At 65.4% G+C, this 23,166-nt stretch carries 17 protein-coding genes and 1 tRNA gene; 11 read left to right on the top strand and 7 right to left on the bottom strand.

The window, feature by feature from the left end:
* Nucleotides 1–2 precede the first annotated feature (2 nt).
* The 5 genes from QBJ92_RS00005 (at nucleotide 3) to QBJ92_RS00025 (ending at nucleotide 4,321) form a co-directional block, all read left to right on the top strand.
* On the top strand, nucleotides 3–668 hold the full coding sequence (locus QBJ92_RS00005; RefSeq protein WP_277967631.1) for a CpaD family pilus assembly protein: 666 nt from the start codon (nucleotides 3–5) through the stop codon (nucleotides 666–668).
* A complete protein-coding gene (locus QBJ92_RS00010) occupies nucleotides 665–1,954 on the top strand; it encodes an AAA family ATPase (protein ID WP_277967632.1) in 1,290 nt (429 codons plus the stop codon). Before QBJ92_RS00005 ends, QBJ92_RS00010 begins: the two co-directional genes overlap by 4 nt.
* 36 nt (nucleotides 1,955–1,990) lie before the next feature.
* Nucleotides 1,991–2,965: a type II secretion system F family protein gene (locus QBJ92_RS00015; protein ID WP_277967633.1), complete on the top strand. Its 975-nt coding sequence runs from the start codon at nucleotides 1,991–1,993 to the stop codon at nucleotides 2,963–2,965.
* Between the two features lie 2 nt (nucleotides 2,966–2,967).
* Nucleotides 2,968–3,957 (top strand): type II secretion system F family protein, encoded by a 990-nt coding sequence (locus QBJ92_RS00020; protein WP_277967634.1) that lies wholly within the window; start codon nucleotides 2,968–2,970, stop codon nucleotides 3,955–3,957.
* A 67-nt stretch (nucleotides 3,958–4,024) separates the two neighbouring features.
* Nucleotides 4,025–4,321: a hypothetical protein gene (locus QBJ92_RS00025; RefSeq protein WP_277967635.1), complete on the top strand. Its 297-nt coding sequence runs from the start codon at nucleotides 4,025–4,027 to the stop codon at nucleotides 4,319–4,321.
* A 54-nt stretch (nucleotides 4,322–4,375) separates the two neighbouring features.
* Here the strand turns inward: QBJ92_RS00025 and ppdK are convergent, their stop codons facing one another.
* The 3 genes from ppdK to QBJ92_RS00040 form a co-directional block, all read right to left on the bottom strand.
* Nucleotides 4,376–7,042 carry a pyruvate, phosphate dikinase gene (gene ppdK, locus QBJ92_RS00030; RefSeq protein ID WP_277967636.1) on the bottom strand — a complete coding sequence of 889 codons (2,667 nt, stop codon included), beginning with the start codon at nucleotides 7,040–7,042 and terminating at the stop codon, nucleotides 4,376–4,378.
* 79 nt (nucleotides 7,043–7,121) lie between these two features.
* The gene (gene glyS, locus QBJ92_RS00035) at nucleotides 7,122–9,590 is read right to left on the bottom strand and encodes a glycine--tRNA ligase subunit beta (protein WP_277967637.1); all 2,469 of its coding nucleotides are present in this window, start codon (nucleotides 9,588–9,590) and stop codon (nucleotides 7,122–7,124) included.
* Between the two features lie 262 nt (nucleotides 9,591–9,852).
* Nucleotides 9,853–10,749: a glycine--tRNA ligase subunit alpha gene (locus QBJ92_RS00040; protein ID WP_277967638.1), complete on the bottom strand. Its 897-nt coding sequence runs from the start codon at nucleotides 10,747–10,749 to the stop codon at nucleotides 9,853–9,855.
* A 124-nt stretch (nucleotides 10,750–10,873) separates the two neighbouring features.
* Between QBJ92_RS00040 and QBJ92_RS00045 the strand changes: the two genes are divergently transcribed.
* Nucleotides 10,874–11,797: a TraB/GumN family protein gene (locus QBJ92_RS00045; RefSeq protein ID WP_277967639.1), complete on the top strand. Its 924-nt coding sequence runs from the start codon at nucleotides 10,874–10,876 to the stop codon at nucleotides 11,795–11,797.
* The gene (locus QBJ92_RS00050; protein ID WP_277967640.1) at nucleotides 11,794–12,654 is read left to right on the top strand and encodes a TraB/GumN family protein; all 861 of its coding nucleotides are present in this window, start codon (nucleotides 11,794–11,796) and stop codon (nucleotides 12,652–12,654) included. The genes QBJ92_RS00045 and QBJ92_RS00050 overlap by 4 nt, the downstream gene beginning before the upstream one ends.
* Nucleotides 12,655–12,661: 7 nt before the next feature.
* Here the strand turns inward: QBJ92_RS00050 and QBJ92_RS00055 are convergent, their stop codons facing one another.
* Nucleotides 12,662–16,045 (bottom strand): polysaccharide deacetylase family protein, encoded by a 3,384-nt coding sequence (locus tag QBJ92_RS00055; protein WP_277967641.1) that lies wholly within the window; start codon nucleotides 16,043–16,045, stop codon nucleotides 12,662–12,664.
* A gap of 187 nt (nucleotides 16,046–16,232) precedes the next feature.
* Between QBJ92_RS00055 and QBJ92_RS00060 the strand changes: the two genes are divergently transcribed.
* Nucleotides 16,233–17,528: an FAD-dependent oxidoreductase gene (locus QBJ92_RS00060; RefSeq protein WP_277967642.1), complete on the top strand. Its 1,296-nt coding sequence runs from the start codon at nucleotides 16,233–16,235 to the stop codon at nucleotides 17,526–17,528.
* An 83-nt stretch (nucleotides 17,529–17,611) separates the two neighbouring features.
* A tRNA-Pro gene (locus tag QBJ92_RS00065) sits at nucleotides 17,612–17,688 on the top strand.
* A gap of 179 nt (nucleotides 17,689–17,867) precedes the next feature.
* Here QBJ92_RS00065 and QBJ92_RS00070 read toward each other — a convergent pair.
* The gene (locus QBJ92_RS00070) at nucleotides 17,868–18,422 is read right to left on the bottom strand and encodes a peroxiredoxin (protein WP_277967643.1); all 555 of its coding nucleotides are present in this window, start codon (nucleotides 18,420–18,422) and stop codon (nucleotides 17,868–17,870) included.
* A 122-nt stretch (nucleotides 18,423–18,544) separates the two neighbouring features.
* Here QBJ92_RS00070 and lepA point away from each other — a divergent pair, with 122 nt between their 5' ends.
* Nucleotides 18,545–20,368, top strand: coding sequence for a translation elongation factor 4 (gene lepA / locus QBJ92_RS00075; RefSeq protein ID WP_277967644.1), 1,824 nt, complete (start codon nucleotides 18,545–18,547; stop codon nucleotides 20,366–20,368).
* Between the two features lie 271 nt (nucleotides 20,369–20,639).
* Here lepA and QBJ92_RS00080 read toward each other — a convergent pair whose 3' ends face one another.
* Nucleotides 20,640–21,287 carry an FKBP-type peptidyl-prolyl cis-trans isomerase gene (locus QBJ92_RS00080; protein ID WP_277967645.1) on the bottom strand — a complete coding sequence of 216 codons (648 nt, stop codon included), beginning with the start codon at nucleotides 21,285–21,287 and terminating at the stop codon, nucleotides 20,640–20,642.
* A gap of 77 nt (nucleotides 21,288–21,364) precedes the next feature.
* A complete protein-coding gene (gene rpsU / locus QBJ92_RS00085; protein WP_010162663.1) occupies nucleotides 21,365–21,571 on the bottom strand; it encodes a 30S ribosomal protein S21 in 207 nt (68 codons plus the stop codon).
* Nucleotides 21,572–21,724: 153 nt separating this feature from the next.
* Between rpsU and cysS the strand changes: the two genes are divergently transcribed.
* Nucleotides 21,725–23,155, top strand: coding sequence for a cysteine--tRNA ligase (gene cysS / locus QBJ92_RS00090; RefSeq protein WP_277967646.1), 1,431 nt, complete (start codon nucleotides 21,725–21,727; stop codon nucleotides 23,153–23,155).
* Nucleotides 23,156–23,166: the final 11 nt, after the last annotated feature.

Raw genomic sequence — 23,166 nt, forward strand, 5'->3', positions numbered from 1 at the left:
CCATGGATATGCGCGCAAGGTCGATCGCGACCGGCCTGCTCCCCGCTCTCCTGCCCGCCCTGCTCTTGGTGAGCGGCTGCGCGGGGACGCAGAATCGCGGGCTCGAATCGGTCCACCAGCCCGTCGTCAGTCGGACCAGCTATGCGTTCGACGTCACCACCACGCCCGACGGCCTCGCCCCCGGCGAACGGCAACGGCTGGCCGGATGGATGGCGTCGCTCAGGGTTGGCTATGGCGATTCCATCGCAGTCGAAAGCGCCGACGGCGATGGCGGCGCGATCCGCGATACGGTCGCGGCCGAGACCGCTCGTTACGGCCTGCTGCTGGCGAACGACGTGCCGCTGACCGATACCCCGGTCCCGCCCGGCACGGCACGGATCGTCGTGACTCGAATGTCCGCAAAGGTCCCTGGCTGCCCCGATTTCAGCCGGGTTCGCTCGCCCGAGTTCGAGAGCAACACCTCGTCCAATCAAGGCTGCGCGATCAATTCGAACATCGCCGCGATGGTCGCCAATCCGGGCGATCTGGTGCGCGGGCAGGTAGGTCGCCCGATCACCGACCAGGCGACGTCGAACCGCGCGATCGACGCCTATCGCAAGGCGGTGCCGACCGGAAACGGCGGCATCACCATCCTGACAGAAAGCACCGGCGGCGGGAGCAAGAAATGAACGCACCCTTCAACCCCGGTCGTATAGGGTCGCGGGACCCCTTCGCCGCCTATGTCTGCGACGAGACCGCCGCCGAGACGCTTCGCCCGGTCGCGGTCGAAATGGGCTGGGCACCGGAAAAGGTGAACAAGGGCGGACTGCGCAACGCCGTGCAGTCGCTGTCCGTGTCCGCCTCCCCGCAAATCCTGTTCGTCGACCTGTCCGAGAGCGGCGATCCGATCAACGACATCAACGCGTTAGCTGAAGTGTGTGAACCCGGCACGGTCGTCATTGCTGCGGGTCAGGTCAACGACGTCCGGCTGTACCGAGAGCTCGTCGTCAGCGGCATTCAGGATTATCTGCTCAAGCCGCTCAGCCCCGACATGCTGCGCGACGCGTTCGGCCATGCCCAAGCGATGCTGAATGCGCCCAAGGCGGTCGAAGCCACAACCGAACGCCCGCATATCTCGACTTGCTTCATCGGCGCCCGCGGCGGCGTCGGGGCATCGACCCTGGCAACATCGATTGCGTGGATGATGAGCGAGAAAGGCGCGCGGACCACCGCTCTGCTCGACCTCGACGTGCATTTCGGCACGGGTGCGCTGGCGCTCGATCTTGAACCCGGGCGCGGCCTGACCGATGCGATCGACAATCCGAGCCGGATCGACGGCCTGTTTATCGAACGCGCGATGGTGAAGGCCAGTGAACGGCTGTCTGTCCTGTCCGCGGAAGCTCCGATCAGCGTTCCGGTGATGACCGATGGCACGGCGTTTTACCAGTTGCAGGAAGAAATGCGCGCCGCGTTCGAATGCACGATCGTCGACTTGCCGCGCGGGATGCTGGTGCAACACCCACATCTGATGACCGACATCCAGGTCGCGGTGATCGTGACCGAACTGACGCTGGCGGCCGCACGCGACACGATCCGGCTGTTGTCGTGGCTCAAGACCAACGCGCCGCAGACCCAGGTCGTGGTGGTCGCGAACAAGCTGCAGGTCGCGGCCCAGCTCGAAATCAGTCGGAAGGACTTCGAGGGGTCGATCGAGCGCAAGATCGATTACGCCATTCCGTTCGATCAGAAGCTCGCCGCGCAAGCCGCGAAACTGGGCAAGCCGCTCGCCGAAGTCGGCAAGACCTCCAAGACGATTCAGCCGCTGACGGAGCTTGCCGCCAATCTGATGGCGGTCGGCGATTCCGCGCAGTCGATCGACACCGGCGGCAAGAAGACGGCGGGCAGCAAGGGCACGTCGCTGATCGGCAAGTTCGACCTGAAGGGGATGCTCTCCAAGTCGGGCAAGAAAAAGTGACCGCGTTCGCATCCATGCGGGGCGTGTGACAGCGCCATGAACCTCATCCCGATCCTTTCGCTGGGCCTGGGCGCGCTGGTCGTGCTGATGCTGATGGCGTTTGCCTTCACCGGGCCCAATGCGGACCGCTCGGGGTCGCGCCGCCTGGATGCTGTGCGCGAACGGCACAGTGAAACGGGCAATGTCCTGGCGGATGCGCAGTTGCGCCGGATCTCAGCCGCGCGGAGCAACCGCATGGATCTGGCCGCGGCACGCTTCCTGCCCAACCCCGCCCTGCTCAAGAAGCGGCTCGCGATGACCGGCAAGACCTGGACGGTCGGTCAATACGGCGTGGCGACGCTTCTTGCCGTCAGCGGCGTCACGCTCCTGCTCGCGATCTTGGGGCTGCCGTTCCTGCTTGCGCTGCTGGTCGGCGTCGTGATCGGGGCGGGCGTGCCGCACAAGGTGGTCGGGTTCACAATCAAGCGCCGGATCGGCAAGTTCACCACCAAGTTTCCCGACGCGATCGAACTGCTCGTCCGAGGCCTGCGATCCGGCCTGCCGATTACCGAGACGATCTCGGTCGTGGCGCAGGAAGTCGACGGGCCGGTCGGCGTCGAGTTCAAGACGATCACCGACAAGATGAAGATCGGTCGGACCATGGACGCCGCCCTGCAGGACACCGCGGATCGGCTCGGCACGCCCGAGTTCCAGTTCTTCTGCATTACCATCGCGATTCAGCGTGAAACCGGCGGCAATCTGGCCGAAACGCTTGCCAATCTTGCCACGGTCCTGCGCATGCGGGGTCAAATGAAGCTCAAAATCCGCGCAATGTCGTCGGAATCGAAGGCGTCGGCGTACATCGTCGGGTCGTTGCCGTTCATCGTCTTCACGCTGATCTGGATCATCAACCCCCCGTATATGGCGAATTTCTTCATCGATCAGCGCCTGATGGTCACCGGCGGGATCGGGATGCTGTGGATGGGCATGGGCGCGTTCATCATGAGCCGCATGGTCAGTTTCGAGATTTGACGATGGCACCTGCACACACCGGTCCGATGGTTCTCGGCTTTGACGTCTACACCGTGGCGACTCTGCTCGCCGGGGTCGCGGCCTTCATGGTTTTGCTCGCCCTCTACGCGGTCACCACCGTCAACGACCCGATGACCAAGCGCGTCAAGGCCCTCAACGATCGGCGCGAGCAGTTGAAGGCGGGGATCACCGCGTCGACCAAGCGCCGCGCGAAGCTCGTCACCAAGAACGAGACGACCGACCGCATCAAGACCCTGTTGTCGAGCCTGAAAGTCCTCCAGGACAGCCAGGTCAAGGCCGCGCAGGTCAAGCTGATGCAAGCGGGAATCCGGTCGAAGGAATACGCCGTCGCGGTCATTTTCGGTCGGCTGGTGCTGCCGCTGACATGGGGCGTGCTGGTCCTGTACCTGGTCTACGGCAGCGGCATTTTCGCCAACTGGACGCCGTGGAAGATGTACGCGATCGTCGCGACCAACTTCGTGCTGTCGTACAAGGCGCCCGATCTCTATCTCGACAACAAGATCACCAAGCGATCGCAGGCGATCCAAAAGGGGTTGCCCGATGCGCTCGACCTGCTGGTGATCTGCGCGGAGGCGGGCCTGACCGTCGACGCTGCGTTCAACCGTGTCGCGCGCGAACTGGGCAAGGCATACCCCGAACTCGGCGACGAATTCACGCTGACCGCGATCGAGCTCGGGTTCCTCGCGGAACGGCGGCAGGCGTTCGAAAACCTCGCCTCGCGGGTCAAGCTCGACGCGGTCAAGGGCGTGGTCACCACCATGGTGCAGACCGAAAAATACGGGACCCCGCTCGCGTCCGCCTTGCGCGTGCTTTCGGCCGAATTCCGCAACGAGCGGATGATGCGCGCGGAGGAGAAGGCGGCACGGCTGCCCGCAATCATGACGATCCCGCTGATCCTGTTCATCCTGCCGACGCTGTTCATCGTCATCCTCGGCCCCGCCGCGTGCTCGATCGCGGACGCGTTCAAATAGAAGCACTTGCGACGTGCTTGTCGAACGGTCAGGGTCGTCGTCACCGCTTTGTAGCAGGAGACGCGCCATGCCATTTACGACACCCCAACAGTTCGTCCTGCTCGCCGTGATTTTGGTAGCAGGCTGGCTGATCGGCTATGCCAGCGCACCGGGCACGCGGAAGTACAAACGCCAGTTGCAGGACGAATCGGCGCGCAATATGGTCTATCGGCAAGAGACGGAAGGCCATCTGCGCGCCGCCGACGAGCGCGTCGCCGAGCAGAACCGCGAGATTGAGATGCTCCGCACCGAGCTGGCGGACGCGGATCGGACGATCGCAGCACTGCGGGAGTCCGGCCCTTTGCCGCCACGCGACAGGATGTAAGACCGAACCGTCGCACCGAAGAAGTGGGGGGAACGACGCCCCCCACCCCTTGCTTCAGGCGCGCTTGGCCAGCGCCGCCTGCGCCGCCGCCAGTCGCGCGATCGGGACGCGGTACGGCGAGGCCGAGACGTAATCGAGCCCGACCGTCTCGCAGAAGGCGATGCTCGCCGGATCGCCGCCATGCTCCCCGCAGATGCCGAGCTTGATATCCGGCCGCGTCGCGCGCCCGCGTTCTGCCGCGAGCGCGATCAGCTGTCCGACACCCTCGACGTCGAGGCTGACGAACGGGTCGCGTGCATAGATCCCGCGCTCGACATAGGTGCTCAGGAAGCGCGCCGCATCGTCACGGCTCACGCCTAGCGTGGTCTGGGTCAAGTCGTTGGTTCCGAACGAGAAGAACGCGCCGACCTCGGCGATCTCGCCCGCCATCAGGCAGGCGCGCGGGAGCTCGATCATCGTACCGACGTGATAGTCGAGTGTCGTGCCGGTCGCTGCGAACACCGCCTGCGCGGCCTTGTCGACCACCGTCTTCATCAATTCGAGCTCGCGCCGGGTGCCGACCAGCGGGATCATCACCTCGGGAATCGGCGCCGCGCCCGACCGCTGCGCGACGTCGACCGCCGCCTCGAAGATCGCGCGCGCCTGCATCTCGTAGATTTCGGGATAGGTCACGCCCAGCCGGCACCCGCGATGCCCGAGCATCGGGTTGAATTCGTGCAGTTCCGCCGCGCGGCGCTTGAGCACCGCGATGTCGATCCCCGCCGATCGTGCGACCTCGGCGAATTCGGCTTCCTCGTGCGGGAGGAATTCGTGCAGTGGCGGATCGAGAAGGCGGATCGTCACCGGAAGCCCGGCCATCACTTCGAACAGCTGGACGAAGTCGCTGCGCTGTTCGGGCAGCAATTTGTCGAGCGCGGCGCGGCGGCCCGCTTCGTCCTCGGCCAAAATCATCTGGCGGACATCGGTGATCCGCTGTGCATCGAAGAACATGTGCTCGGTCCGGCACAGACCGATACCCTCCGCACCGAACTCGCGCGCGACCTTGGCGTCGAGCGGGGTCTCGGCATTGGCGCGGACCTTGAGGCGCCGCACGCCATCCGCCCACACCATCAACGCCGCGAAATCGCCCGACAATTCGGGCTGCACGGTCGGGACTTCGCCCGCCATCACCTCGCCGGTGGTGCCGTCGATCGTCACCATGTCGCCCGCCTTGATCGTGCGATCGCCGACGCGCATCGTGCCCGCCTTGGCGTCGATCGCGATCGAGCCAGCGCCCGAGACGCACGGCCGCCCCATGCCGCGTGCGACGACGGCCGCGTGGCTGGTCATCCCGCCGCGGGCGGTGAGGATACCGCGCGCAGCGTGCATCCCGTGAATGTCCTCAGGCGACGTTTCGGTGCGGATTAGGATCACCGAATCACCAGCGTTGGCGCGCTTTTCCGCCGTATCGCTGTCGAAAACGGCGTATCCCGACGCCGCACCCGGCGAGGCGGGCAACCCCTTGGTCAGCACGTCGCGCGTCGCCGTGGGGTCGAGCGTCGGGTGGAGCAGCTGATCGAGCGCCATCGGATCGATCCGCGCGACCGCTTCCTCGCGCGTGATCAGCCCCTCGTTCGCCATGTCGACCGCGATCTTGAGCGCGGCCTTGGCGGTGCGCTTGCCCGAACGCGTCTGGAGCATCCACAGCTTGCCCTGCTGCACCGTGAATTCGATGTCCTGCATGTCGCGGTAATGCGTCTCGAGCAAGTCGAACACCTTCGCCAGCTCGCCGTACACTTCGGGCATCGCCTCTTCCATCGAGGCGGGCTTGGCACCGGCGGCTTCGCGCGCGGCGACGGTGAGATATTGCGGGGTGCGGATGCCGGCGACGACGTCCTCGCCCTGCGCGTTGATCAGGAACTCGCCGTAATAAGCGCGCGTGCCGATCGAGGGGTCGCGGGTGAAGGCGACGCCGGTTGCCGAGGTCTCGCCCATGTTGCCGAACACCATCGCCTGGATGTTGACCGCGGTCCCCCAGCTTGCCGGGATGTCGTTGAGGCGGCGATAGACTTTTGCGCGCTCCGACTGCCACGAACCGAACACCGCACCGACCGCGCCCCAGAGCTGGTCGTGCACGTCCTGCGGGAAGGGCTTGCCCCATTGCTGCTCGACCAGGCCCTTATATTCGGCGACGAGGCCGCGCAGATCGTCCGCGCTGAGATCGGTATCGAGGAAATAGCCGCGATCTTCCTTGGCGATTTCCAGCGCTTCCTCGAACGCGCCGTGGTCGAGCTCGAGCACCACGTCGGAATACATCTGGATGAAGCGGCGGTAGCTGTCCCACGCGAAGCGCGCGTCGCCCGAGGTGGTCGCGAGGCCCTCGACGGTCTGGTCGTTGAGCCCGAGGTTGAGGACGGTGTCCATCATCCCCGGCATCGAGGCGCGCGCGCCCGACCGGACAGAGACGAGCAGCGGATCGGCGGCATCGCCGAACACCTTGCCGGTGATGCCCTCGATATGCGCGATCCCGGTCGCGACTTCGTCGCGCAGGCCCTGCGGGAACTGGCCGCCCTCATCGTAATAGACAGCGCAGAAATCGGTCGAAATCGTGAAGCCCGGCGGGACCGGCAGGCCGATCGACGCCATCTCCGCCAGATTCGCGCCCTTGCCCCCCAGCAAATTCCGGTCGCCCTTGCCCCCATCGGACACCCCGCCGCCGAAGCGGTATACGTACTGAGTCATGCGTCTTCCCTCTAACAGGTTGAATTCGCTGGGGAGGCGATTGGAAGGTTAGGCTAAGGTTAGGCGTAAAGCGATTGCATCATCCCTCGATCCGCGAAAAGTCTGCCACATTGTGCACCGCAGCACGAACCCGGTCGAGCAAAGCGAGACGGGCCGTGCGCTTTTCGGGCACGGGGTCGTTGACGATCACGGTTTCAAAGAACGTATCGATCGGTGCGCGCAAGCTGGCAAGCGCGGCCATCGCGGCCTCGAAATCCTCGCGCGCGATCGCCGCGGTGGCGGCGGGTTCGGCGGAGTCGAGCGCGGTGGCGAGCGCAGTTTCTGCTGGTTCGGGGGTGTAGGACAGCGCTTTCTGTGGGGAGAGGGGCTGTGCTGCGGTTTCGAGCGGAACGCTGGTTGATGCGTCCCCCTCTCCCCGACCCTCTCCCCGGAGGGGAGAGGGAGAAGAAGGGACGCCCTCTTTCTTCAGGATATTCGCGGCACGCTTGTAGCCTGCGAGCAGGTTGGTGCCGTCCTCGGTGCCGATGAACTTCTGCAATGCATGGACGCGGGCGAGCAGGCGGACGAGATCGTCCTCCCCACCGAGCGCGAACACCGCGTCGATCAAGTCGTGCCGGACGCCAGCTTCGCGTTGCTGGACCTTGAGGCGGTCGGCGAAGAAGTCGACCGTCGCAACAACCGACTTGGCCAATCTCTCAGATACCTTGATCTCGTCCTGCTCGACCTCCTCGGCAGCCGCTTCCAATTCAGCTCTGAAAAATGTCTCAGCCGCTTTGGCATCCGGGTTCAAAAGTCGCCGAAGTTCGTCAAAGCGTTCGGCCGCGCGACCAACTGGGTTTCGAACACTCGCCATAGGCCACTGCCACGTAGCAGCGGCAACAGCATCGTTCAGCGCAAACCGAATATTGCCCGTTAGCACGGTCGATATCACGCCCAGTGCAGCACGACGAAGCGCGAACGGATCTTTGGATCCTGTCGGTTTCTCACCAACGGCGAAAAACGCAGCGATCGTATCCAGCTTATCCGCCAGCGAAACCGCCACCGTCACCGGATCGGTCGGCACGTCATCGCCCTGCCCGACCGGCTTGTAGTGATCGCGGATTGCGGCTGCGACGCGGGGGTCTTCGCCTTGCGCGGCGGCGTAATAGCCGCCCATCAGGCCTTGCAGCTCGGGGAATTCGCCGACCATGCCGGTGACGAGATCCGCCTTGCAGAGCAGGGCTGCGCGGTGCGCGAGGTTGGCGAGCTCTTCCTTTAGCCCCTCCCCTTCAGGAGTGGCGGGTGAACCGCGCCCCGCGCGGTTCAGATCAGGCTGGGAGCCTGATCGACCCGCCACTGGGTTGGGGTGGGGCAGTTCAGCAATCTGGCCGTCGGAAGCAGGCACGGCCCCACCCCCAACCCCTCCCCTGAAGGGGAGGGGCTTAGAAGAAACGATGCCCTCTTCGACCAGCCATCTCGCCAGCTTCGCCACACGCGCGACCTTGTCCGCGACCGTGCCGAGCTTCTCGTGGAACACGATCCGGTCAAGCTTCTCCGCCTGCGCCTCGAGCGGCACCTTCAGATCGGTCTCGTAAAAGAACTTCGCATCCGACAGCCGTGCCGCGAGCACCTTGCGGTTGCCCTCGACGATCTTCGCGCCGCCATCGACCGCATCGATATTGGCGGTGCAGACGAACGCATCCGCCAGCGCGCCATCGGCATCCCGGCACACGAAATACTTCTGGTTCACGCGCGCGGTCAGCTGGATGACCTCGGGCGGGACGCTGAGGAACGCAGCATCGAAGCGCCCCAACAAAGGCACCGGCCATTCGGTGAGCCCGGCATTCTCGGTCAGCAGCCCTTCGTCCTGGACCAGCTCGAGTCCGGCCTTGCGCGCGGCCATCGTCGCGCCGAGCGCGATGATCTGGCGGCGTTCGGCCTGGTCGACGATCACATGGCAAGCGCGCAGCTTCTCGACATAATCGTCCGCCCAGCCGATCGTGATGATTCCCGGATGATGGAAACGATGCCCGACGGTGGCGGCACCGCTGGTGATGCCGGCGATCTCGACGGGCACGATCTCCTCGCCGAACAGCGCGACGATCCCCTGCAACGGGCGGACCCAGCGCAGCGATTCCATCGTGGTCGACGCCCCGCCCCAGCGCATCGCCTTGGGCCAGGGGAAGGCGCGGATCATCGCAGGGATTGCCTCGGCGAGCACGCCGGCGGTCGCGCGACCGGGCTTGTCGACCACCGCGAACAGCACGCCGTCGCGCTCGACCAGTTGCTCGCGCGTAAGGCCGGTCTTGCGGAGGAAGCCTTCGAGCGCCTGCGGGGGGGCGCTCGCCTTGGGGCCCTTGGTTTCCTCGGACACCGCGGCGGTCTCGGTCGGGAGCCCGCGCGCGATCAGCGCGAGGCGGCGCGGCGTCGCGTAGGTGACGAGCTCGGTCGCGGCAAGACCGGCTTTCGCCAGTTCGGCGGCGAACTGCTTGGCGAGATCCTCGCGCGCGCGGTCCTGCATCCGGGCGGGGATTTCTTCCGAGCGGAGTTCGAGGAGGAAATCGGTCATGCGGGCACCGTTGGGAGGTTATGCGCAGTCGTGGAGAAGGATTGGCTCGCACAAAGGCACAAAGACACGAAGGGAAGAAGGCGGAGAAGTCGACGGTCGTCAGCGCTAAAGGCCGAGCGCAGCTCCATCGCAAAACCGGAAGCAGACCGACCGGCGGACACGAAGCGCAGCGTCTTCGTGCCTTTGTGGCTTTGTGCGAGAAAACCCTTCTTCCCGAACAAAGCCACAAAGGCACTAAAAGAGATAACGCCTGCGGCGCGGATCATGCGGTCCACCCCGGATAGGCTTCCTGCCACGCCGGTGTGTGCTTTTCGATCCACGCCTGGCAGCTGCCCTTCGCGAGATCGCGCACCCGCCCCATATACGCCTGCCGCTCGGCGACCGAGATGACCCCGCGCGCCTGCAACAGGTTGAACACGTGGCTCGCCTTGATCGCCTGCTCATAGGCCGGGATCGGCAGCCCCGCCGCGAGGCTGTTCTCGCATTCCGCGACATGCTTGCGGAACGAATCGAACAGGCTGTCGGTGTCCGCCACTTCGAAATTCCAGGTCGACATCTCGACCTCATTCTCGTGGAACACCTCGCCGTAGGTCACGCCCGCGTCGTTGAACGCGAGGTCGTAGACGCTGTCCTTGTCCTGGATATACATCGCGAGCCGCTCGAGCCCGTAGGTCAGCTCGCCCGCGACGGGCTTCATGTCGAACCCGCCCATCTGCTGGAAATAGGTGAACTGGGTGACTTCCATCCCGTCGCACCACACTTCCCAGCCGAGACCCCAGGCGCCGAGCGTCGGCGACTCCCAGTCATCCTCGACGAAGCGGATGTCATGCTTCGTGAAATCGATCCCGATCGCCGCGAGCGAGCCGAGGTACAGCTCCTGCAAATCGGCCGGGCTCGGCTTCAGGATCACCTGATACTGATAGTAATGCTGTAGCCGGTTGGGGTTCTCGCCATAACGGCCGTCGGTCGGGCGGCGGCACGGCTGGACGAAGGCGGCGTTCCACGGCTTGGGGCCGAGCGCGCGCAGCGTCGTGGCGGTGTGGAAGGTCCCCGCCCCCATTTCCATGTCATAGGGTTGCAGGATCAGGCATCCCCTATCGCTCCAATAGTCATGGAGCGTTAGGATCATCCGCTGGAAGCTCATCGGGCGGTCGGTCATGATAGGCAGGGCTTTGGCGCAGCGCAGCAAGGGGGTCAACGCCTCATCGGAAAGCTGTTAACCCGCGCCGGTTTAGGGGGTAGGGCGGCGACCATTCGCCGGACACGCATCGGGACGCTTCGCAATGACCTTCACCCGCCCCTTTCTTGCGCTCACCGCGCTGTTGCTGAGCGGCGGCGCGGTCGCGCAGACGGCACCCGCGCCGGTGCAGATGCCCGCAACCCCCCGCGCCGCCACGGTTCCTGCCGATCCCGCCCTGTGGGTGGTCAAGGACAAGGATACGACGGTGTATCTGTTCGGGACGATCCACGCGCTCAAACCACATCTCGGCTGGTTCGATTCGGCGGTGCGCAAGGCGTTCGATGCGAGCGGGCAGCTGATCCTCGAAATCCCCCTCCCCGATCCCGCGACCGCGCAGGCCGTGATGCTGCCGCTCGCGACCGACACGTCGGGGGTGCCGTTGATGCAGAAGCTCAACGCGGGTGACCGCGCCGCTTATGCCGCCGCGATGACCAAGCTCGGCATCCCGCCCGCCGCGGTCGAGAAGTTCGAGCCGTGGTTCGTCGCGGTCACGCTCTCCCAGTTGGCGTTGCAAAAGGCCGGGTTCAGCGCGGCGGACGGTGCGGAAGCCGCCCTCTCCGCCGCCGCCACCGCCGCGGGCAAGCCGATCACGGGGCTCGAGACGCTGCAGCAGCAGCTTGGTTATTTCCACGCGCTGTCGCAGGCGGACCAGATCGCCTTCCTCGTGTCGAGCGTGCAGGACATCGACAAGTTCGACGGGATGATCAACGCGATGCTCGACCGCTGGAAAGCGGGCGACGCCGAGGGCCTGAGCGCGCTGATGAACGAGGACCTGACGAGCCAGCCCAATCTGTACCGGATCCTGCTGGTCGAGCGGAACAAGCGCTGGGCGGCGTGGATCTCCGAACGGATGAAAAAGCCGGGGACGGTGTTCATCGCGGTCGGCGCGGGGCATCTTGCGGGGCGCGACAGCGTGCAGGTGCAACTGGCGAAGCGTCATCTCAAAGCCGTGCGCATCCGCTATTGATCCGGCGCTTCGGCCTTACGTTCGCGCTGCTGCTGGCGGGATGCGACCAGACACCGCCGACGCCGGCGCGGCCCGCGCTGTGGCAGGTGTCGGATGCGGATACGACGATCTGGCTGATCGGGACGATCCACGCGCTGCCCCCCAAGGTGCAATGGCAGACACCCGAAGTGGAGCGCGCGATCGGGGCGGCGGACACGCTGGTGCTCGAAGTGCCACCGGTGGCGAGCGCTAGTGCGCACGAGCAGTTTGAAACGCTTGCCCGGCAACGCGGCCTGCCCGCGCTGCTCGATCGCGTCGCGCCCGCGGATCGCGCGCTCTTAAAGCAGGGCATTGCCGCGGCGAGCCAGTCCGCCGCCGATCTCGACGGGTACAAGACCTGGGCCGCCGCGCTGGTAATCGGCGCGGGTGCGGGGCATGTCAGCCAGGCGTCCGCCGACGACGGGGTCGAGGCGGTGCTGACGCAGCGGTTCGCGGGCAAGACGATCGGTGCGCTCGAATCACGCGAGGGACAGCTCCACCTGTTCGATCGCTTGCCCGAGGCGTCGCAGCGGCGGTTGCTGCTGGATGCGGCGCGCGATGCGATCGACCCGGAGCAGGGGTATCGCCCGCTCCTCGCCGCCTGGATCAAGGGCGACGCGGCGAAGCTGTCCGCCACGCTCGATCCCGTCCGCCAGGACCGCGCGATCGCGGACGCGCTGATCGACCAGCGCAACCGCCGCTGGGAGCGCGCGATCGTCGGGCGGATGGCGCGCCCCGGCCGCGTGCTGGTCGCGGTCGGCGCGGGGCATCTGGTCGGGCCGGGCTCGGTCATCGCCCTGCTCCGCGACCGCGGGCTTAACGTGGAGCGGGTCGAGTAAGCCCGGCTTACACGTTCACCCGACCGGTCCGCACCAGCTTGCCCCAGCCGACCCGCGGGCCGCGCAACGCCTGGGTGATCGCCTTGAGCACCACGTAATACATGATCTGGCGATAGCCGAAGCGCTGCGGGATCAGCAGCCACAACAGCCGCCAGTCCTCGCGCCGCTCGAGCGCGAACGCGACGATCGCGGCGAGCAGGTCAATCAGCGTGAACACCAGCCAGTAGATCAGCATCTTCTCGACGTCATGCTGGGTCTGCGCCCAGCCATGCGCCAGCACCGCGAGATAGGTCATCACGAAGCTGACGATCAGCGCGAGATCGATGATCGGTGAGATCGCCGCAAAGACGATCTGGAACAGGATCGCCTGCGGCAACCCCACGCGCGCGAGCCCGCGCGGCTTGCCCGTCGCCATGATGCTGCCGTGCTTCCACAGGCATTGCAGCGTGCCGAACGCCCAGCGGAACCGCTGTTTGGCGAGGCCCTTGATCGTTTCGGGCGACTCGGTCCAGGCAACCGCATATTGGTCATAGGTGACCTTCCACCCGGCGCGCTGGATCGCGATCGTCAAGTCCTGGTCCTCGGCGAGCGTATCGTCGGGATAACCGCCGACCTGCTTGATCGCCGCCAGACGCCATGCGCCGACCGCGCCCGGCACCACCGCCATCGCGTCGAGCCGTGCGAGCGCGCGGCGTTCGAGGTTCTGCGCGGTGATATATTCGACCGCCTGGAACCGCGTCAGCAGGTTGACGCGGTTGCCGACCTTGGCGTTGCCCGCGACCGCGCCGAGCGTCGGATCGACGAACCAGCGCGCCAGACGCGCGATCGTGGTCGGCTCGAACTGCGTATCGGCATCGAGCGCGATGACGATCTCGCCGGTCGCCAGATCCAGCGCGCGATTGAGCGCGCGCGCCTTGCCGCCGTTTTCGAGCGTGAGCAATTTGACGCGCGGGTCATGCGCGAACGCGGCGTCGACCACGGCGCTCGTCGCGTCGGACGATCCGTCATCGATCACGATCACCTCGATCCGCACGTCGGTCGACGCGAGCACGCCCCGGACCGCACGTTCGATCACCAGTTCCTCGTTGAACGCGGGGATCATCACCGTGACGAACGTGTCGGGGTCGATCGGCGGGAACACCATCCGGCTCTCCCGACGCGCCTGGATCAACGCAAGGGCCGACAGGATGACCGCGCGTGCGATCCCGATCGAGATCGCGAAGAAGAAGATCCAGCCGAGCGCGACGACGATCCCGCCGAGCGCGCTGAAGATGAACAGGTTGAACTGCGCGGTCACCTGCTCGCTCTTGGAGATCGGCGGCATCGCCACGTCGCGCGGGATGCCGGCGAGTTCCGACACCGGAACGAAGCGATAGCCCTTGGCGCGCAGTTGATCGATGATCTGCGGCAGAGCGGCGAGCGTCTGCGACCGGTCCCCGCCCGAATCGTGCAGCAGAATGATGTTGCGGCTGCACTGCGGTTCATCGTCGTCGGTGCAACGGCCCGCCGGATCGGTCACGTCCGCAACGGTCCGGTCGATGATCGCCTGTGTCCCCGGTCGTTTCCAGTCATCCGGATCGACGTGAAGCCCGACCGATATGTACCCGAGATTCTGCGCCTGCAACGCCGGCGAGATTTCGTCCGCCGTGGTCGGCTCGGCATCGCCGAAATAAGGTGCGCGGAACAGACGGAGCGAATGGCCGGTAAACGCCTGGAACAGCCGCTGCGTGGTGTTGAGCTGAAAACGCGTTTCGGTTTCGGACGAACCCGCCAGGTTGGGATGGGTGTAGGTATGGCTGCCGATCTCATGCCCCTCGCGGATCATCCGTTCGAGCAGGCGGCGTTGGGTCAGCGCGTTCTCGCCGATCACGAAGAACGTAGCCGGTGCGTTCCTCTCCTTCAGGACGTCGAGGATCCGCGGCGTCCACACGGGGTCGGGTCCGTCATCGAAAGTGAGTGCGAGCAATCCCGGACGATACCCCGTTCGCGCGACGATATAGGGCGACGGCAAGGTCACGAAATGGACATCCGCGATCCCGCCGTTCCGGCCGGCGACCGCTTGGCGCACACCTGCAACGGGGACACCCGCAATCTTCAGGATCTCGCCGCTGCCCTCGATATCGACATCGGTACCCGCCGGGATCGCGTTGATCGCAGAGGGAGCAGGCAGACTGCGATGGGACCGCCCGAAGATCGACCATAGCGATGGGTCCTCCGCGCCGAGCCGCCACACCGCGACGCCGTTCAATCCGACACGGCTGAGGAATTTCATCTGGTTGTAGGCGGACGCCGCGTCGAGCAGCCAGACGACGTGGCGGTGGCTCCCTTCCATATACGCAAAGCCGGTGTTGCCGCTGGCCTTATCGAAGACCGGCATCGCGCTCGACTCCCGCGCGGCCTGCCACGCTTCGTCGATCGGCAGCGGTTCGCCGCCGCCGTCGTGCCAGTCGTATCCGTAGCTGCCGATCGCGACGACGATCTTGTTGCGCGGCACGCCCTTCACCGCACGCGCGACCGAGCGTTCGAACCATCCCTGCGACGCGATCGGGCCCGAATCGCCGCTGGTCTCGTGTTCGTCATACGCCATCAGGAAGACGCGATCGACGATCGCGGCGAAGGATTTGATGTTCCATCCCCCCTCGTCGTCCGCCGCGCCGATCGGCACCGCGATTGCGATGACCCAATTGCGCTTGGCGAAGCGCGCCTTGGCTTCGCGCAGGAAGGTGCGGAAGTCCTCCTGGCCGCGCGGGCTTAGTTCCTCGAAATCGAAGAACGCGCCGCCCGCACGGTTGCGCACCAGCCACGGCTCGAGCTTGTCGAGGAACGCCTTGCGCTGCGGCGCCGAGCGCAACAGCGCTTCCATGCCTTTCGCATCCCAGACGCCGTCCTTGGCGTTCTGGATCATCGGCAGGAGCAGCGGGCGGTGCGTCGAGCGGTTGATGATCTCGCGCCCCGCCGTATCGCGAAACACGGATATGTCGTGGTTCGTGCCCGTGACCGAAACCCACCCCGGGATCAGCCAGTCGAGATCGTTGATATGCCGCCGCAGCGAGGCGACGCTCGATTCATCCCACGGCACGTGAAAGCCGATCGCCAGCGGCTGATCGACCGCCGCGCCGACCCCGCGTGGGGGGGCCGCACCCATGAGGCGCGCGTAATCGACGATGTCGCGCCGTGCGCGCTTGAGCAGCGGATCGTGCGGCGGGGGCAGCTTGGTATAGGCCACATGTTCCGCTTCGACCGGGAGCAACGGCGGCGCCGGAACCACGCCGATCGACACGCTCAGCGCAGCGATCGACAGCAACACGAGCAGGACGAAGGCCGCGACCGCCATCGCAAAGCGACGCCGCCGGCGACCCGAGGCGTCATAGAAAATTGGTGCGCGGCTCATCGGCGAGGCATCCCCTGAAATGTTCTCATCCGTCACGATCGTTCACGATCGCATCGCCGCTTTCGCATGGCGTTAGCGCGACGCCAAGGTGACATTGATGTCATCTGTCAGGCGTTAACCTCATAAGGTTAACCGCTTGCTCCCCGGTCGCTTCCGGTTACGATCATCGGGCAGGAGAGCGAACCCAATGCGTCACATCGCGATCGTCGGTTCCGGACCGGCAGGATATTACACCGCGGAGGCATGCCAGAAAGCGTTCGGGGACGACTGCCGCGTCGATATCATCGATCGGCTGCCTGTTCCCTACGGGCTGATCCGCAGCGGCGTCGCGCCCGACCACCAATCGATCAAGGCGGTGGCGCGGCGGTACGAAGCGGTCGCGCTGAGCGATACGGTGCGGTTCGTCGGCAACGTCTCGGTCGGTGAGGCGGTATCGGTGCCCGAATTGCTGGACCTGTACGACGCGGTCGTGCTCGCCACCGGCGCGCCCGCCGACAAGCCTTTGGGCGTGCCCGGCGACGATCTGCCCGGCGTGATCGGCTCCGCCGCATTCGTCGGCTGGTATAACGGCCACCCGGATTTCGCGGCGCTCGATCCGCCGATCGGCGGGCTCGACGCGGTCGTCGTCGGCGCGGGGAACGTCGCGCTCGACGTCGCGCGGATCCTGGCGAAGACCGAGGCCGAATTCGGCGGATCCGACATCGTCGGCCACGCGCTCGACCGGCTGCGCGCCGCGGAACACGCCACGGTCACGCTGCTTGCCCGGCGCGGACCGCATCAGATCGCGATGACGCCCAAGGAACTGGGGGAACTGGCACATCTGACGCGTGCGGTCCCGCTGGTCGATCCGGCGGACTTGCCGCCGCTCGCGGACGACGCCGCACTCGACCCCGGAATGCGCAAGGCGGTCACGCATCTGCGCGACTTTGCGCAACCCCAACAGGACAAACCGGTCCGGATCGTGTTCGACTTTTTCGCGCGCCCCGTCCGCGTCGAAGGCGCCACCCACGCCGAGCGCGTGATCGTTGCGCGCACCCGACTCGACGAGTCCGGACGGCTGGTCGACACGGGCGAGGAATATGCGCTTCCCGCGACCCTGGTGGTCAGCTGCATCGGATACCGCACGCCCCCGATCGCGGGGGTGCCGTATGACGACGCGCTTGGCCGCTTTGCCAATGTCGATGGGCGAATCGCGCCGGGGTTGTACGCGGTCGGCTGGGCGAGGCGCGGTCCGACGGGTACGATCGGCACCAACCGGCCCGACGGCTTTGCGATCGCGGACCTGATTGCGGCCGACATTGCGCGCGGCAGCCAGAAGGCGGGTCGCGCGGGCCTCGATTCGGTGCTGACCGAGCGCGACATAGACATCGTCACTTTCCGCGACTGGCAGAAGATCGAAGCCGCGGAAGTCACCCGCGCACGCGACGGTGCCCCGCGCGAAAAGTTCGCCACGATCGCTGAGATGCTCGACGCCCGGATATGATCCCGGCGCAATTGCGGGGTCGGCGCAACTTTTCGCTTGCTAGGGTGCCCCTCCCCGGCTAACCGCTCGCCCCTGCAATGTGTCGGGGCGTGGCGCAGTCTGGTAGCGCACTGGTCTCGGGGTCCAGGGGTCGTAGGTTCGAATCCTATCGCCCCGACCATTGCAGCGATCGCTTCGCCCGAATGGGCTCGAGGCGGTCTTCCCCGAAATCATGCCGGCGTGTGTACGCCCCCACGGCGACATGCGGCGTCCATTGTGCACGTCCCGCTGTAGGCCGCGCGCTTCGTTACCGTGACCTTCGCAACCACCCCGGCCTTCGCCGGGGTGGTTGCGACACGGTCAGCCCTTGTGCTTCGCGCGCCAGTCGCGAACCGCAGCGAGCGTACCTTCGACATGACCGACCGGGTTGTTCTGCGTCAGTTCGTAGATCACCTCGCCGGTCGGCGCGATGACGTAGGACGTGCGGCTCGTGATCTTCGAACCCGCGGCATAGGACACGTCGTAATTCGTGATCATCGGCGGCGTGGCGGCGGCGACCGGGAAGGCGCTGCGGCATTCTTCCTTCGAGAATGCATCGATCTTGTCGATCCCGCCCGCCGTCAGCCCGACCAGCGTCGCGCCCGCCTTCTTGAAGTCGGCCGCGGCTTCGGCGAACTTGTGCGCCTCGATCGTGCAGCCCGCGGTGAAGGCGGCGGGGAAGAAATACACGACCACCGGCCCCTTCTTGAGCGCCGCCGCGAGCGAGAAGGTGAACGGTTTGCCCCCGAGCGCGCCCTGCGTGGAAAAATCGGGTGCCTTGGCCCCGACTTTCAGCGCGGCGGTGGCGGGCGCTGCGAGCGCGACGGTCGCGGCCAGAGCAAGGGCGGCGGCAGCATAGGGGCGAGCGAGCTTCATGCGGATTCTCCTGGCGATGTTTTGCAAAGCCTAGCTCGCCCCCTTTTGTTCCGCCAGCGGCAATCGGTTCCTGACGAATCGCCCATGTTGCGTTGCCCTGTGCGCATGCTATCGCCGCAAGCATGACCACCCCGCTTGACCGCATCCGCAATTTTTCGATCATCGCCCATATCGACCATGGCAAGTCGACCCTCGCCGACCGGCTGATCCAGCAAACCGGCGGCCTGACCGCGCGCGAAATGTCCGAGCAGGTGCTCGACAATATGGACATCGAGAAGGAGCGCGGGATCACGATCAAGGCGCAGACCGTGCGCCTCGCCTATCGCGCCAAGGACGGTCTCGATTACGTCCTCAACCTGATGGACACTCCGGGGCATGTCGACTTCGCCTATGAAGTGAGCCGCAGCCTCGCCGCGTGCGAGGGCGCGCTGCTCGTGGTCGACGCGGCGCAGGGCGTCGAGGCGCAGACCTTGGCCAACGTCTATCAGTCGATCGAGCATGACCACGAGATCGTGCCCGTCATCAACAAGATCGATCTCCCCGCCGCCGAGCCCGAAAAGGTCCGCAAGGAAATCGAGGACGTGATCGGCATCGACGCGTCCGGCGCGGTGCTTGCGTCCGCCAAGTCGGGGATCGGCATCGAGGACATCCTCGAGGCGATCGTCACCAAGATCCCACCGCCCAAGGGCGATCCCGAGGCACCGCTCAAGGCGATGCTGGTCGACAGCTGGTACGATCCGTATCTCGGCGTCGTCATCCTTGTCCGCGTGATCGACGGCGTCCTTAAGAAGGGTCAGCAGATCAAGTTCATGCAGACCGGCACGATGCACCTGGTCGACCGGGTCGGGTGTTTCCGCCCCAAGATCGAGCAGCTGACCGAGCTCGGCACGGGCGAGATGGGCTTCATCACCGCGCAGATTAAAGAGGTCGCGCAGACTCGCGTCGGCGACACGATCACCGATGCGAAGCGTCCGGCTTTGGAAGCACTGGCGGGCTTCAAGGAAGTCCAGCCGGTGGTGTTCTGCGGGCTGTTCCCGGTCGACGCCAACGACTTCGAGAAACTGCGCGAGAGCATCAGCAAGTTGCGCCTCAACGATGCGAGCTTCTCGTTCGAGATGGAAACCTCGGCGGCGTTGGGCTTCGGCTTCCGCTGCGGGTTCTTGGGACTGCTCCACCTGGAGATCATTCAGGAGCGCCTGACGCGCGAATATGACCTCGACCTGATCACGACTGCGCCGTCGGTGGTGTACGAGATCGAGCTGACCCACCCCGATCCTGCGGGCACGACGCAAATCGAGTTGCACAACCCCGCCGACATGCCCGAGCCCAACAAGATCGCGACGATCAGCGAGCCGTGGATCGAGGCGACGATCTACGTCCCCGACGAATATCTCGGCAGCGTATTGAAGCTGTGCCAGGATCGCCGCGGTATCCAGAAGAACCTGACCTATGTCGGCGGCCGCGCGCAGGCGACCTACGAGCTGCCGCTCAACGAAGTGGTGTTCGATTTCTACGATCGGCTGAAGTCGATGTCGAAGGGTTATGCCAGCTTCGATTACCATCAGATCGGCTATCGCGAGGGCGATCTCGTCAAGATGAGCATCCTCGTCAACGAGGAGCCGGTCGACGCGCTGTCGATGATCGTCCACCGCGGCACCGCAGAAGTGCGCGGGCGCGGGATGGTCGAGCGGTTGAAGGACCTGATCCCGCGCCATCTGTTCAAGATCCCGATCCAGGCGGCGATCGGCGGCAAGGTGATCGCGCGCGAGACGATCAGCGCGATGCGCAAGGACGTGACCGCAAAATGCTATGGCGGCGACGCGACGCGCAAGAAGAAGCTGCTGGAAAAGCAGAAGAAGGGCAAAGCGAAGATGCGCGAGTACGGCTCGGTCAGCATCCCGCAGGAAGCGTTCATCGCCGCGCTGCGAATGGGCGACGACGGCTGACGCACTGGGGGTTGGGCTCGCCCGCCCCCCTACTAACCGTCACTCCGCGCCTCCAAAGGCTTCCGTCATGCTGAACTTGTTTCAGCATCCACCGCGGAACAGGCATCGTCCGGACTCGCGGAGGGCTGGATCCTGAAACAAGTTCAGGATGACGGACGGTTTTTCAGAACGCTCGCCTTCCCGGGAATGACGGCGTTAGCGACCGACCTCAAACGCCAAAAACCCCGACCAAAGCCGGGGTTCTGGTATCATTGGCAATGTGTCGAAGCGCTCAGTTGCCCTGCGGCACAGCTCCACCCGGGGCTCCGCCCGGAACGCCACCAGGCGCACCCGGCATTCCGCCTGGCGGCATGCCGCCAGGAGCGCCGCCGCCCTGCATCATCTGCTGCTGCATCATTTGCTGCTGCTGAAGCTGCTGGACCGCGGCCTTGGACAGGAAATCGAGCATCTCGATGTCGAACACCAGCGTGGAATGCGCCGGCATCCCCGGACGCGCGGTGTCGCCATAGGCAAGGCTAGGCTTGATCCACACGCGGTATTTGCCGCCCTTGGGGATCAGCGACAGCGCTTCCTCGAACCCGGGAACGACCTGATGCTCGCCAAGCGGCACCGGGAACGGACGCTGGCTCTTGTCGAACACCGTTCCGTCGACGAACTTGCCCTCGTAATTGACGAGCGCGACGTCCTGGTCGGTCGGCGGGGCACCGGTGCCCGGCGTCAGCACCTGATATTGCAGGCCCGACGGCGTCTGCTTGACGCCCTTCTTCTGCGCATTGTGCGAGAGGAAGGTCGCTGCCGGATCAACCGGGGTCTGCACCGCCAGCGCCGCAGCGCCAACCGCGGCCACCGCGATGCCGGCCCACAGATACACCAACACACGCCGCTTGACGGGCTTCAGCGGAACAGCGGTGATCGACATGGGCGCTCCCAGGTGGGCGGTCGGGTCAGTAGAAGAGAGACTGGCGGGCCAATCACGACCCGCCCGAAGTTACGGTGTTACCGTGCTCCGTCACGCTCCATGCGCTTACGCTCGAGCTTGCGCGCGCGACGAACGGCAGCGGCACGCTCGCGGGCGCGCTTCTCGCTCGGCTTCTCGTAATGCCGGCGCAACTTCATTTCGCGGTAAACGCCTTCGCGCTGCAGCTTCTTCTTGAGCGCGCGCAGCGCCTGGTCGACATTGTTGTCGCGAACGATGATTTGCATAAACCCGAACAGCTCCGAATCGATAGAAAAGCGCCGCCGCGAACATCAGGTCCGCGTCGCAAGGCGTGCGCCCTACACGGCTGGGTTGTAAGTTTCAACCCGTGGCACAGCTTTTACGTGACTTGCCGGCCCTCCCCTCGCTAAGCGAACGGCATGACCGGAACACCGCTTACCCTATATAACAGCCTGACGCGAACGCTAGAGCCCTTCGCGCCGATCGACCCGCATGTCGTGCGGATCTACACCTGTGGCCCGACCGTCTATAACTATCAGCACATCGGCAACATGCGCGCGTTCCTGTTCGCGGACACGCTGGGGCGGGTGATTCGCTGGAAGGGTTGGCCGACCAAGCACGTCATCAACATCACCGACGTCGGCCATCTGACGAGCGACGCGGACGCGGGCGACGACAAGATGGAAAAGGCCGCCGCCGCGCAGGCCAAGTCGATCTGGGACATCGCCGCGCATTATACCGCCGCGTTCAAGGACGACGTCGCGCGGCTCAATATCGAGCCGCCCGCCGAATGGACCGTCGCGACCGACCACATCAACGAGATGATCGCCTTCGCGCAGAAGATCGAGCGCGACTGCTATCTCATCGACGGCGGGTTGTATTTCGATACGAGCAAGGTGCCGCATTATGGTGCGCTCGCGCGGGCGACAACCGATCAGGGTGAGAGCCGGATCGACCCGGTGTCGAGCAAGCGCAATGCCGCCGACTTCGCGATCTGGCGGCGCTCTCCCCCGGGCGAGCAGCGCCAGATGGAATGGGACTCGCCGTGGGGCAAGGGCGCGCCGGGGTGGCACCTCGAATGCTCGGTGATGAGCCTCAAGCATCTCGGGCATCCGTTCGACATCCATACCGGCGGGATCGACCACCGCGAGATCCACCATCCCAACGAGATCGCGCAGAACCAGGCGTTCTGTTCGTGCGAGGACACGGGCGCGCGAATCTGGATGCACAACAACTTCCTCGTAGATCGCGGCGGCAAGATGTCCAAGTCGACCGGCGAATTCCTGCGGTTGCAGACGCTGGTCGACGCCGGGTTCCACCCGCTCGCCTATCGGCTGATGTGCCTGCAGGCGCACTATCGCAGCGAACTGGAGTTCACCTGGGACAATCTCGCGGCGGCGCTGACTCGGCTCAAGCGGCTGGTGATCGCGCTGGATGCGTTGCGCGGACGCGACGACGGGACGCTCAAGGGCGATGCCGAACTGTATCTGGCGCGGCTCGAGGAAGCGGTCGCGGACGACCTCAATACGCCGCGCGCGCTGACCGTGCTGGACGAACTGATCGCGGACAAGAAGCTGTCGCCGACGGTGCGGATCGGCGCGATCGCCGATTTCGATGCGGTGCTGGGGTTGCGCCTCGCCGAACTGACGAGGGCGGAAATGCGGTTGCGTCCGGGGAGTGCGACGATCGACGAAGGAACGATCGACGTGCGGATCGCGGAACGCAAGCAGGCCAGAATCGACAAGGACTTCGCGGCTTCGGATGCGATTCGCGATTCGCTCGCGGCGGCGGGGGTCGAGGTGATGGACGGCGATGCGCTGGGATGGGACTGGAAGTTGGGCGCTTCCTAGGGCCAGACGTA

Source organism: Sphingomonas echinoides (genome assembly GCF_029623395.1).
Lineage (GTDB): Bacteria > Pseudomonadota > Alphaproteobacteria > Sphingomonadales > Sphingomonadaceae > Sphingomonas > Sphingomonas echinoides_A.